The organism is Rothia sp. L_38 (assembly GCF_050689125.1).
Lineage (GTDB): Bacteria > Actinomycetota > Actinomycetes > Actinomycetales > Micrococcaceae > Rothia.
In genome coordinates this window covers 21,470-33,841 of sequence record NZ_JBOEQD010000008.1, presented here as the reverse complement: position 1 = coordinate 33,841, position 12,372 = coordinate 21,470, and the positions used below count along the sequence as shown (strand labels likewise).

Below are 12,372 nucleotides of genomic sequence, written 5' to 3'. Positions count from 1 at the left end.
AAGTGTCCACGAGAATCGCCGAGTGCCTACCAAGAGCGTATGCACTCGGCGATTCTCGTATGCACTCACGGAAAAAGAACTACCTCTTAACCTCTATCTCGAAGTCGTAGCGGTCGCCCCGGTAGAGGGTCTGGGTGCTTTCAACGGGCAGGCCGCGCACGGTGTAGCCCACTTTTTCAACGCGTAAGGCGGCCGCCCCGAGGGGAACCCCCAGCCGGGCTGCTTCTGCCTGGGTCAGGTTGGTTGCTACCACCCGCACGGTTGCGGTTTCCACCTGGAAGCCGGACGCCCGCATCTGGGCATCGAGCGAGGCAGACAGCTCAGGCTCCACATGGGAGAAGGCCTTGGGTAGGAAGTGGGCGGTTTCAAGAGCGATAGGGGAGCCGTCCGCCTGCCGCAGCCGCTGAATCTGGATCACCTTGGCACCGGCGTCCAGATTCAAATCGCGCTGAACCGCCAGCGGCGCCTCGATGAGGTGGCAGGTGAGGGTGAGGGAGTGGGGGCGGTGGCCGCGCGCGGCCATGTCGTCTGTGAAAGAGCGCAAGGACGGCGCCCGCATCGGGTGCTTGCGCGGGGCAACGTAGGTGCCTGAGCCCTGCACATGGTAGATAAGACCGGCGTCAGCTAGTTCCCGTAGGGCCCGGCGGACGGTGTCGCGTGAGACGGAGAAGATATCCTGCAGCTGCCGTTCTGTGGGCAGGGGCATGTTCTCATCGGCCGGGCAGATATAGCGCTCTTCGATGAGCCTGGCGACCTGCTGGTACTTCGTTTCACGTGATGAGGGCATCATGTACCCCACTTTACGCTTAAATTGGGCCTGCGATTCAGCGCGGCCTGGCTTCCTTTGACATAATAGAGGTCATGCAGTCGAACGGTTCAGAAAAAACAGCACAAGAGCAGAACACCAAGGTTGTCCTGATAGGGGCGGGCATCGGCATGGCAATTCTCGTTGCCTTGCTGGCTTGGGCTATCGTCCAGTCAGCCCGCGAAGAGTCGGTGCTGGGTTGGATTCTGGCCGGTATTATCGCAGCCTGGCTGGGTATCGCAGCCTACCTTCTAGTGAACGTCAACCGTACTCTGGTCGCCCAGCGCAAGGCCTACGAGGAGCACGCTGTGAAGCGCGCCGAGTACGAGTCTGATGTGCACACCGAGAAGCTCGCCCACTCTTTCCAGATTTGCCTGGTGCAGTCAAAGGTGATTGCCGAGCAGCTTGAGGTCAACGACGAAAACTCCCGCGACATGATTGATCGCGCTATCGACACCATTAACTTCACCGCTAAGAACGGTATGGAACTGGCCCGTGAAGGGGCCTAAACACAGCGAAGGACGCCCCGTGAGCAAGTCACAGCAGACCACCCCCGAAGAAAACATCAAGGCTAAGATTCCCAACGCGGCAACCGGTGCGCCGCGCGCTTTCTCGGGCGCCCAGCCGTCCGCGGATTCCATGCACCTGGGTAACTACATCGGTGCGGTCAATAACTGGGTTGCCCTGCAGAAAGACCACGAGTGCCTCTACTTCATTCCCGATATGCACTCGATTACCGTGCCCCAGGACCCTGCGGTTCTGCTGGAGCGCACCCGCAAGACCGCGGCCCAGTACATTGCAGCCGGTATCGACCCCGAGAAGACCCCGCTCTTCGTGCAATCGCATGTTCCCGAGCATGCCCAGCTAGCCTGGGTACTCAACTGCATTACCGGCTACGGTGAAGCTGCCCGCATGACCCAGTTCAAGGACAAGGCAGCTAAGCAGGGTACCGATAACGCCTCGGTGGGGCTCTTCACCTACCCCGTCCTTATGGCAGCAGACATCCTGCTTTACCAGGCTGACGTGGTGCCGGTGGGTGAGGACCAGCGCCAGCACCTGGAACTGACCCGCAATCTGGCCCAGCGCTTCAACTCCCGCTTTGGCGACACCTTTGTGGTGCCTGAGCCGGTTATTCTCAAAGAGACTGCCAAGATTTACGATCTGCAGACCCCGGATTCCAAGATGAGCAAGTCAGCAACCACCGATAAGGGCATTATCTGGTTGCTTGATGACCCTAAGAAGACCGCCAAGAAGATTAAGGGCGCAGTCACTGACGCCGGTAGCGAGATTACCTATGACCGCGAGAATAAGCCCGGTGTTTCTAACCTGCTGTCCATCTACTCGGCAGTGACGGGCAAGGCCATTGACGACATTGTCGCTGAATACGAGGGCAAGATGTACGGCCACCTCAAGGTTGACCTGGCCGAGATTGTGGTTGAAGAGCTGTCGCCCATTCGTGAGCGCGCCCTGGAACTCATGGACGACCCGGCGGAGCTAGACCGTCTGCTGGCTATCGGTGCCGGTAAGGCCCGTGAGATTGCCTCTGTGACCGTGAAGAACGTGTATGACGCGGTAGGCTTCCTGCCCGCTCTCTAAGAGTTAGACGATCTAACCTGGTGGCTTCTTCACCTACCATAGACCCCGACCGCAGGTACCTCAGCATTGTTGCCGAGGTGCCTGCGGTGGTGTCTGCGCGCCTGGTCAGCTGGCGGGTGAGCCAGGGCCTGGTAGGCCCCGTTGCAGAAAGCTGTCACATTACGATTTTGATTAGCGAGGACGCCGGCGGCGACCCCCTGCGCTCCATTGAGCAGGTGGTGGCCGGCATCGGCCCCGTGCAGGTGGGCCTGGGCCCGGCTGCAACCTTTGAGCCGGTTACCCCCGTAACCTATCTCCCCGTTGTCGCCGGGGCGGATAGGCTTACCCTGATTCATGCAGCCTGCCAGAAGGCGGTAGGGGAGTCCATGTCACCTTTTCCCTACGAGCCACACCTCACCCTAGCCAACCATGCCCCGGCCCCTGCCCTGGCAGCGTCCTTACGCGATTTTGCGACCCTACCACCCGCTCTTGCCCATTTCACCGTGAACCAGCTGACGGTCTACCGATTCAGCGCAGGCAGCTGGCAGCAGCTAGGAACAGTAAATCTATAGCAAAAGGCCCTGCTTCTTCGTGTCGTTGAACTAGCCTCCGATCCCACCACTGCGTCGAAGCATTTGCCCATGGGGAGGGAAGGGGTACCAAGTGCATACACCTCCCTTATGGTAGCGACAGTAAAAGAAAACGAACCCGGACGAGACCACCTCAGATTGTTCAACAATTGTTGCAGGTATGGCAGCGAACATACAAATGCATGAACTATCGTCTACCCCAGAACTGTACGAAAGTATATGTGGCAAGCTCTAACGCCTCACTAGAGTTTTTAGTGAAGGCGCAAGAGAAAGAAAAGCGAGGTGCGCAATGAACGGTCTCAAACTCCACGGGATTAGCCGCAGCTTCGGTGACCACAAGGTGCTGCAGGATGTAGATTTCGGCGTCCGTCGCGGTGAAATTGTTGGTTTCATCGGTGGTAACGGTGCAGGTAAAACCACCACCATGCGACTCATTCTAGGAATGCTTAACCCCACCGGCGGGCATATCACCTGGGACGGGAAGCCCATCTCAACCGAGAACCGCAGGTCAATCGGTTATATGCCGGAAGAGCGGGGCCTGTACCCCCAGATGAGTGTCAAAGATCAGATTGTTCACTTTGCTCTACTCGAAGGGAAAACCCTGGGGCAGGCGAAGGAAAAAGCTGACGAACTTATCGCTACACTGGGCCTATCGGGTCGAGAGAAAACCCTCGTCCAAGATTTGTCGCTAGGTAACCAGCAGCGAGTTCAGCTAGCTGTTTCCCTGGTTGGTAACCCAGAACTACTGGTACTTGATGAACCCTTCTCGGGGCTTGACCCCCTAGCTGTAGATACAATGGCTGGTCTTATCCAACAACAGGCAGCCCAGGGCGTGGGCATCCTGTTTTCATCGCATCAGTTGGAGCTTGTTGAGCGCCTATGCGACCGTGTCTGCGTACTTGATCGAGGCAGAGTGATGGCAGATGGTGCTGTCTCTGAGCTGCAAGATACTGATCAGACCCGGTGGGAACTAAAGTTTGATCGTCCGGCCGGAGAATTCGTTGCCGAACTATCGTTGGTCGCTCCCTTCCATATCGAATTCAAGATGAGCAACCAATCATCAGTTTTCATCACAGTTGATGGACGGGATGCAACCGTTCCCCAGGGCGTACTAGAAACTGCCACACGATTTGGAGGGCTGCGCAGTATTGAGCCTGTGCAACAGTCCTTGGGTGCACTCCTATCGCAGGATTATATTTCGTCGGGCCGCGGTATCACCCCTGCCCGTGAGGCAGAGCTTGAATCGGCAGGTCAGACACGATGAAAGCTAAAGGCATGACCCAGCAGACTACCCAGCATGAAGTAGGTGAAAAATCAGTGAGCACTGCTTACCGTGAAATGTTAATCGTCATTCGACGTGAGGTTCTTACCCGCACCAAGAATAAGACCATCCTGCTAGCCACCGGGCTGCTTGCCCTGACTGTGGGTATTGGAGCAGGTGTTGGCGGTTGGTTCTTGCGGGAGAAAATGGGGGATGCTAGCTTCCAGCTGGATACCCGCCTGCTCTTTGCTACAGCGATGGTGAGTGCTTTGCTCAGCTCTCTTGTGTACTCATCCCAGAGCCTGACCTCTGGTGTTGTTGAAGAGAAGTCATCGAGGGTTGTCGAAATCCTCCTCACCAAAATCGGTGTTGTACCTCTGTTGGCAGGAAAGATGATTGGTATCGGCGCGATAACGCTGGTTCAGCTACTTCTTATTGGCGGCACTGGTCTGCTGGGTTTCACCCTCGTGGACGGGTGGTCACTGCTGGAGCTTGAAGTAGGCGCAGCCCTCTTGTGGTTCCTTGTATGGTTCTTGCTGGGCTACATCATCTTCGCAACCATGAACACGATTCTGGCGTCAACGGTCTCCCGGCAGGAGGACCTGAGTGCCGCAGTGATGCCGCTGTCGGTTTTGCAGATGGTTCTGCTGGTGGTCACCCTGTACCTGACACCCACCTATCTTGAAGAGGCTTGGCTTAGGGGGCTGTCATTCGTCCCGCTTTTCTCTTCCTACCTGATGCCTATTCGCTTTGGTCTGGACGGCGTGCAGACCTGGGAAATGGTGACCGCTGCCAGTATCGCTGGGGTAACTATTCCGCTGCTGTTCTGGGTGGCAACCCGTGTATACAGCAACAACGCTTTACGAACCGGCTCTAAGGTTTCGCTGCAACAATCATTTGCCTCAGACAACGGGGCTTAAAGCCGGGCTTTTGTCCGATTCATCTTCTGGGATTACTTGCCCATCACCATTGAAAGGAAAAATAACATGACTGCTTACAAGAACGAGACTACCTACCCCACTACCTCAAAGGGTGCCTCAGCGGTTGGCCGCTGGACTCGTAGCCTGGCGCTGGCCTTGGTTGGCGGCGGCGTAGGCTATGCGGTAGTAACCCTCTTTTTCTAAGTCGATAGAACTTTACTGAACATATCGATTTAGCAGAGTGGGCAGACCTCATCCTGATTTACCCGGCAACCTTGGACTATGCATCACGCCTAGCTCATGGAATCACCGACTCCCCCTCTCTTTTGGCAGCAGTTGCTACAGAGGCACAGGTCTGTATAGCTCCCTCCTTCCCCCCGCGGTCAATAAAACATCCTGCAATTCAAGAGGTGCTGAGGAAACTCCGTCAGCCTTCCAATTACTTAGTCATCGATCCAGTCCCAGGCCCTAGCGAGTCAAGCGATACGGCTTTGGCCTGGGTTCCCCCAAACTTTGTTTCCGTGCTCCGAACGATCGAGGAGCATCGAGCAACTCGCCTAAACTCAGCCTATGAGAAGGCAGCATGACCCTCACCGAGACTGCCCCCCGTCAATCTGAACGAACTACGGTGTCAGCTACCGGTCTTTTGATAACAGAAAAGTGGTCTGCCGGTGGGCAGGAAGGACTGGTTCACACTTTAGGCGAGTCAGCGCCCCTGCCCTTCAGTTCCGCAGTTCTCGAACCCCAAGAGAAGCAAACGTCAGCTCTGGTCTGGGGCCGGGGAAACGTCCAGGAACGTTTCTACCCACTGACTAAGCACACCCCGCTCTATAACTATCTGATCGAAACAGAAGTGCAAGATAGCTTGGACTATCGGACGATAGGAAAGGCTTGGGGCTCCGCGCTGCGGGAAATGCATCAGCTACCGGTCCTGGGGGAGGCGCCGCCCACTTACTGTACGCCTCGGACTGCGGTGCGCTCGTACCACTGGTTGGATGAAGAAGGCTGGGAATATCTCACAAAAGTTCTAGCTGCCGAACATTTTGAAAAGCTGAGGCAGTGGATTGAAGCCGTCACAAGGGGGGGAAACCTAGCAGTCTCCCACGGAAATGCCGGCTTTATTAACTGGCTTATTTCTGCTGACCAGGTCACCGGAGTCCTACTAACCGGTGAAGATGTTGGTTACGCCTTGCCAGAATATGACATTGGGTGGGTTCTAGGGGAGTTCGCTGAACTATACGCTTTCTACCCCAACCTACGACTGAAACTAACCGATCTTCAGCAAGGATTTCTTACTGGGTATGGGGACTTTTCGGAAAATAATTTAAATTCGGCTATCGCCTTCCGTCTCATTCATCATGCTTATGACTGGCACCATTATGCGGGGGCAAATCTTCAAGCCGCCCAGCTTCTCATCGACTTGGCCACTAACTACCTTGATCGATAGGTACGAAAGGAAGGTAACTTCTTATGAGTTTTAGCCGTACATCCCTGGATAGCCACGGGTGCGAAGAGCTTACAATCGAAGGATTACGCGTTATCGCTATCCACGATCAAAAAGCAGCTAACTTTTCCATCAGTTTGGCAGTACCTGCTGGTATGCGGGATGAGGAACCTGGTCAAGAAGGGTTCTTCCACCTCATTGAACATATGATTTATCAGGATTCTCATGGTTCAACCGCCGTTCAGAGAGCGGCCGCTATTTCAGGTGAGGGAGGTATTCTCGGTGGTAATACGCATATGGACTACACTGAGTTCTACGAGACAGGTAGCCCGTTTTACCTGGAAACCTCGCTACAACGACTCCTGGAACAGGTATTTTTCCCTGCATTCAAGCTCCATCAGCTTGACGACCAGATTCAAGCGGTAGCCACCGAACGTTCTAACAGGTTAGCTAAAGCACCCGGCGGAGTCCTCCCCTGGCCGCACCTTACCGGACAGTTCTGGTCCGATTATGCCAACGGGCATGATGGTAGCGGCGACCTGGATCTCCGAGACCGAGCCACCACGACCGTCCTCATCGACATCCATCAGCGTTATTACCAGCTGCATGAATCTGCTCTAGTTATTCTTAGTCCCCTGCCTGCTGAACAAGTATTCAGCTATGTTGAAAGCGCTTTAGGTAACCTAGGGTTGGCTCGCCCAGAAAACAGTGGTTCTTTGGTAAAAATAAGTCAGCGAAAAGGTGCTGGGCAGTCTATTCAACAGAGTGTCACCAACTATTTGGAGCAGCCTGTAGAGTGGGGTTCACGAAGGATTTTAGTGACCCGCACTGTCGATACAGACACAATCAGCTCCCTCTTGCTAGGTACCTTGCTGGTGGCAGAAACCCTGTCGGGTGTGCGAGCCTTGGATGCCAGCGCAGGTATCTTTGGGGTTGCTGATATCCCTTACGATGACCTGTTTGTTCTGGTTGATGATACCAACATCCCGCTTGACCCTGCCGATCGGTTTAGTTCAGTCAAAACAGCCCCGGATAGTGCTATGAAACTTGCTGTCCAGCGGGCAATACTTCGACTGGAAAGCAACACTTCTAACGATCAGAAGGCCTCGCGCGTGATGGCTCGTGATGCTGTTATTCGACGAGACCCCCACTACATCCCTGCCTTGACAGACCGCCTCCGTGGCATAGAAGAACAGCTGGACGCTGTACGACAGCTAGCCAACGAGGCTGCCGTTACCCTTGAAAACCAGGCCTTCGCGTCCTTAGTAATTGGCACTAATCTCTAAGAGGAACACCACTATGTTTACCCCAAATAATTACACTCTCGTTGCTACTATCGATCACAGGTCAGAGCATACTTTTATAACTATCGGCTGGCCTGCTGCCGTTAGCAAAAACTATGCAGAAACCGTGACAGCCGTGACAGAGCAGACCAACCAAAGTGTTGGTAACCAGCCGCTACTGACTAAACAGGACAACGATCAGCAGGCGGGGTCAGCGTCCTTTGTGCTCAGCCCAGCAAATGCACAGGCTTGGGTGCAGTACTTTATGCAAGCTCTTGATGAAAAGGCTGAGACTTCCAGTGCTCAAACTACAGTGGCTATTGTTGCTCCTGAAACTGTGGTCCAGAGCTTTCCCGAGCCTGCTGCACCCTCTGCATTTCAGGCAGTGGAAGTGACCGCTAACCTCCAGCGCTACCAGCAGGGCTCAACAGAGCACATCATTATCACAGGCCCGGAGCCAGCAACCAAGGCGGGGAGCCTTGAAACCTTTGTGGCCATGTGTTTGCTTATGAACCCAGCGAATCCTCTCGTAGCATCATGGCTACCTGCCGGGATTAACCTTCAGCCGATGCGCGCATTGATTGAAGGCAAACCACACATCATTTGGAGCTTCAGCGGAGACAACGGTGAAAGCAAAGAGACATTAGAAATTCTAGGGAGCGTGGCGCAAGCTATCGTCAATATTCCTGAAACTTATAGCGAGACGGAATTTGAGCAGGTCAAAAAATTTGCGTTCAGTAATCTTAGCCGCTCGCATCTGGCACCCGATGATTTAGCGAGATTCTTAGCGCAGTACAGCGTGATGGGTTGGGGTGTTGACGCTTTGCTAGATATACACCGCATCGACAGCCTTAGCTTGGAAGATCTTGCCCCAGCCTTTGCTGGGCTCGTCTACCCTATCGGGGCTGTGCTAGGAATCGATCTCGGCTAAAAATAGCAAAGCTATGGGGTTTACCAGGTTTTTAGGTTGATTAGATTGTATTCAATAGCTTTAACTAGAATCTGAACCCTATCGCGCACCTGCATTTTTTCCATAATTTTCACAAAACGCGCTTTAATTGTGGATTCAGTAACGAAAAGTTCTGCGGCCATCTCTTTATTATTTAGACCGCGCGCGAGAAGCTCAATGACTTCTATTTCTTTCGCGGTAAGAACTGACATGAGTTCTTCGTCGGGAGAAATTTCGGCAGGAACTGACTGCTCAAGCCCTTGCACCACATAGCGGGTAACCTCGGGGGACAGTACTGATCCTCCGTCATGGACGGTGTGGATTGCGCTGGTGACCTCTTCGGGGCGGGAGTCCTTTACCAAGTACCCCGAGGCACCTGCCCGCAAGAGTTCAACAACATAGCGATCAGTCGCAAAGGTGCTCAGCCCCAATATTCTTATGTCGGGGAAAGAATGATGAATATACTGGGTTGCCTCGACACCGTCCATCAGAGGCATCTGCATATCCATCAAAATTACATCTGGCTGTAGGGCCCTTGCCTGTGAAATTGCCAGCTTGCCATTTGAAGCTTCCCCCACCACTTCCAGACTTTCATCGGAGGAAAGATAATCCTTCAAAATATTACGAATAAGGGATTCATCATCTACGAGGAGGACTTTAACCATGAATGGTTCCTTCACTGTCTGTACAAGCTAGAGCGGCAGCTTAAAAAGCTTTGGTCACTGTTTTAGGCAGGGGAAGGCTCACCTGAATCTTCCACACACCGTGGTCATTTTGATAAGACGATGTTCCACCCAAATCATGAAACCTAGCCTTCATTGATTCTAACCCGGTCAAAGATGAAGAAACGGGTTTGTTATGAGAGATGACGTTCTCTGAGGATAGCGTGACGTTACGCTGATCCACTGTGAGGTCTATTTTTACAGGTCCCTCAGGGGAGCCATGCTTGAGAATGTTGGTCCCTATCTCGCGAGCTGTACGTCTTAGCGCCTGGCGAGATGCCAAAGGAATAAGGCTTACATCCCCATCAACGGTCAGCGTAACAGTAAAGCCTGCATTTTCTAGGGCATCAGATATTTTATGTAAATCGTGAGTCAGGGCTAGAGACGATGTGGTTTCCCCTGAAAGAGAGGTGTCGCCCAGCAGCAAATTCTCTTCCGACTGGGGAGCACTGGGTAGCTCGCCGTTCAGCGAGTCATTTTTCTCGGCTTTAAGGACAGTCACCAGCTTGCGAAGATCCTCGAGCGCCTGGCTCGCAGAGTCCCCAATCCCAGTCAGAATAGCGGCTGTGCTCTTTGGATCCTCTGTAAACTGTGCACGCCGAGCCTGCATAGCGATGATGGTGACTTCATGGGCAACGATATCGTGTAACTCGTAGGCAAGGCGGGTGCGTTCCTCATTACGTGCCTGGAGCTGGGCTTCCTGAATAGAGATAATCTTTTGCTGGTCTTTTTCCCGCTGAAGCCGGAACCTTCTGAGTACTAGACCTGTGATGTATGAAAAAACTGCTAATGACGTTGTTATGAACTGAGCAACCAATGTATTTGAAACCCAACCCGGATACACAACAAAAACACACAGGACAATACCGAATGCCACGACCTGACGTTTTGTAGCCAGGTAAGCGCAATACACAGGCACCAGAATTGACGCCGATGAGAACCCAGCCCAGACGAAACTGGAATCGTTATAAAGCACCGTGATGTTGGCAAGAGAAAAATACCAGCCATAAATTCCGGGCATGAGCCCAAAGCCCATCATAAAAACGGGTAGATAGGCAATCGCAACAGCCCATACACGATTCTGGGTATGTGTATTTTCGTAGACCCCCAAAGATAAATCGACCGCAATAAAGATACATACCAGGCAGATAAACAGTGCTCTCATGAACGGTCCAAGGGGAAACCACTTCTTGCTGGAAGCACTATGGGGGCTTGTCGTCATAGGTTTATGCTACCAAACCCTTTGTGATGCCCCGAAGCATATGAGTGTTAGTCACATATCCCTGTTCTGCAAAGCCAGCCGAAGAAGGTAGGGGATGCGCTAGCTGCTGAAGTAGATGAGATATGAGCATCAATATCCCACGGCAAAGAAGCAGCCCGCGCAGGTGAAAAACTGAGGGTGAGAGCAACGGCGATGGAGATAATTGCCAGTGCTTTGCTGATGTTCTTCATGGCTCGGAGTCCTTAGTGTTGTGAGTTGAGTTAGACTGTTGTCCTGCTATCTATTGTGGAGTATTAGGCTCACGTAAGGGTATATACAAAAGTTCAGAAGTGGATTACCTATTGTTGTACTTAAGTTCAAGGTCTAGAGATTTTGTCTTCTGAACTAGCCTCCGAAAATTGGGCTGAGTTAAATTCTAGACAACCAGGACCCCAAAGGCTTACTCCGATACCTCACCGGAGTCCAGGCCCTTCAGCCGCTCCTGAAAACGATTATTGTTACACCCAAAAAACATACTCATCAACAGCCGTGAAGAACTCCTCAACACTCGCAAAACGCCCCCCGTAATACATCTCAGCCTTCAAATGCCCAAAAAGTTCTCCATCACAGCATTGTCATAGCAATTACCCTTGCGTGACATGGACTGAACACCACCGACCGACTTAATCAGTTTCCGCCAGCTAGAATGCTGATACTGGAAACCCGATCAGTACGAACCACCAACCCCATACCAGGTTCATGCCACATCAAAGCCTCCTTCAACGAAGCAGATGTGAACTTTGTCGACGGCGAAGTCGATAACTCGTGCGCCAGAATACTACAATCATGCAAATCCATAAGGGGTGCCAATAAACCTTGGTACCGCAGACTCAAAACTCAGTGGCATCACTGACCCACACAGCATTAGGCTCCTTGGGAGTGAAGTTACGGTTCAAAAGATTTTCAGCGATACAACTAACCTGCCCCTGATAAGAGCTGTACTTTTTACCTGCCCTGACCTTGTACTTCAGCCCTATCTGGTCCATGAGATTGTAGACGAGCTTGTGATTGACTTTCCACCCTAGGTGGCATAGTTCGGCAAGGACACGGCGGTAACTATACCGCCGTTTCGTTTTCTTAAAGATAGCTATAATGGCTTTCTTCAGCTGAGTATGCACATCAGGATGATTTAGCCGTAACTGGTGGTAGAAGTATGTTGATCAGGCCAAACCTGCTGCTTGAAGTAAATTACTCAGGTGGTGTTCTGACTTGAGGACGGCGATGATTTTGGCCTTTAGCCTTGCCGTTGGTTCCTCAAGTCCCGCAATTTTTTAGGCAGATGTTTTCTGCCTCTAGTTGCTCAATCCTACGGCGTAGCTTCTCTTCCTCTGTGAGCGTCTTTGGTTTGTTTACTCCCTTGGGGCGTCCTTACGCTATTTTGCGACCCTACCACCCGCTCTTGCCCATTTCACCGTGAACCGGCTGACGGTCTACCGATTCAGCGCAGGCAGCTGGCAGCAGCTGGGGACAGTGCGCCTTTAAACAATAGAAGCTTATTCATAAAGGTCGGTGGAGCAGGCTCGCAGCGAAGCTGCTGGCTCGATGAAGTGAGCGGGTGCGAG

The 12,372-nt window shown here is 52.9% G+C and carries 14 protein-coding genes and 1 pseudogene; 10 read left to right on the top strand and 5 right to left on the bottom strand.

Annotated features, from left to right (window positions below; translation table 11 throughout):
• Window positions 1–79: 79 nt before the first annotated feature.
• The gene (locus tag ACRCJM_RS07395; RefSeq protein WP_431464405.1) at window positions 80–790 is read right to left on the bottom strand and encodes a GntR family transcriptional regulator; all 711 of its coding nucleotides are present in this window, start codon (window positions 788–790) and stop codon (window positions 80–82) included.
• A 71-nt stretch (window positions 791–861) separates the two neighbouring features.
• Between ACRCJM_RS07395 and ACRCJM_RS07390 the strand changes: the two genes are divergently transcribed.
• From ACRCJM_RS07390 to ACRCJM_RS07345, 10 genes are all read left to right on the top strand, one after another.
• The gene (locus ACRCJM_RS07390) at window positions 862–1,314 is read left to right on the top strand and encodes a hypothetical protein (RefSeq protein WP_185173464.1); all 453 of its coding nucleotides are present in this window, start codon (window positions 862–864) and stop codon (window positions 1,312–1,314) included.
• 19 nt (window positions 1,315–1,333) lie between these two features.
• Entirely contained in the window at window positions 1,334–2,401 is a 1,068-nt protein-coding gene (trpS, locus tag ACRCJM_RS07385) for a tryptophan--tRNA ligase (RefSeq protein ID WP_431464404.1), read from the top strand.
• 20 nt (window positions 2,402–2,421) lie between these two features.
• A complete protein-coding gene (locus ACRCJM_RS07380) occupies window positions 2,422–2,952 on the top strand; it encodes a 2'-5' RNA ligase family protein (protein WP_431464403.1) in 531 nt (176 codons plus the stop codon).
• 307 nt (window positions 2,953–3,259) lie between these two features.
• Window positions 3,260–4,234 (top strand): ABC transporter ATP-binding protein, encoded by a 975-nt coding sequence (locus ACRCJM_RS07375; RefSeq protein ID WP_431464402.1) that lies wholly within the window; start codon window positions 3,260–3,262, stop codon window positions 4,232–4,234.
• An 11-nt stretch (window positions 4,235–4,245) separates the two neighbouring features.
• Window positions 4,246–5,151 (top strand): ABC transporter permease, encoded by a 906-nt coding sequence (locus ACRCJM_RS07370; RefSeq protein WP_237222377.1) that lies wholly within the window; start codon window positions 4,246–4,248, stop codon window positions 5,149–5,151.
• Window positions 5,152–5,217: 66 nt separating this feature from the next.
• The gene (locus ACRCJM_RS07365; RefSeq protein WP_237187248.1) at window positions 5,218–5,355 is read left to right on the top strand and encodes a hypothetical protein; all 138 of its coding nucleotides are present in this window, start codon (window positions 5,218–5,220) and stop codon (window positions 5,353–5,355) included.
• A 23-nt stretch (window positions 5,356–5,378) separates the two neighbouring features.
• Entirely contained in the window at window positions 5,379–5,738 is a 360-nt protein-coding gene (locus tag ACRCJM_RS07360; protein ID WP_431464475.1) for a flavoprotein, read from the top strand.
• Window positions 5,735–6,598, top strand: coding sequence for a phosphotransferase (locus ACRCJM_RS07355; RefSeq protein WP_431464401.1), 864 nt, complete (start codon window positions 5,735–5,737; stop codon window positions 6,596–6,598). The genes ACRCJM_RS07360 and ACRCJM_RS07355 overlap by 4 nt, the downstream gene beginning before the upstream one ends.
• A gap of 23 nt (window positions 6,599–6,621) precedes the next feature.
• Window positions 6,622–7,881 (top strand): M16 family metallopeptidase, encoded by a 1,260-nt coding sequence (locus tag ACRCJM_RS07350; protein WP_431464400.1) that lies wholly within the window; start codon window positions 6,622–6,624, stop codon window positions 7,879–7,881.
• 13 nt (window positions 7,882–7,894) lie between these two features.
• Window positions 7,895–8,809: a hypothetical protein gene (locus ACRCJM_RS07345; RefSeq protein WP_431464399.1), complete on the top strand. Its 915-nt coding sequence runs from the start codon at window positions 7,895–7,897 to the stop codon at window positions 8,807–8,809.
• A 20-nt stretch (window positions 8,810–8,829) separates the two neighbouring features.
• On the opposite strand, the gene ACRCJM_RS07340 is transcribed toward ACRCJM_RS07345, so the two are convergent.
• The 4 genes and pseudogenes from ACRCJM_RS07340 to ACRCJM_RS07325 all read right to left on the bottom strand — a co-directional run.
• Window positions 8,830–9,492, bottom strand: a complete 663-nt coding sequence (locus ACRCJM_RS07340; protein WP_346875386.1) for a response regulator transcription factor — start codon at window positions 9,490–9,492, stop codon at window positions 8,830–8,832.
• A 40-nt stretch (window positions 9,493–9,532) separates the two neighbouring features.
• A complete protein-coding gene (locus tag ACRCJM_RS07335; protein WP_431464398.1) occupies window positions 9,533–10,771 on the bottom strand; it encodes a sensor histidine kinase in 1,239 nt (412 codons plus the stop codon).
• A 47-nt stretch (window positions 10,772–10,818) separates the two neighbouring features.
• Window positions 10,819–11,001 carry a hypothetical protein gene (locus tag ACRCJM_RS07330; protein ID WP_237187245.1) on the bottom strand — a complete coding sequence of 61 codons (183 nt, stop codon included), beginning with the start codon at window positions 10,999–11,001 and terminating at the stop codon, window positions 10,819–10,821.
• Between the two features lie 178 nt (window positions 11,002–11,179).
• A pseudogene (locus tag ACRCJM_RS07325) lies at window positions 11,180–12,178 on the bottom strand (IS3 family transposase); the annotation flags it as partial.
• Between the last annotated feature and the right edge of the window lie 194 nt (window positions 12,179–12,372).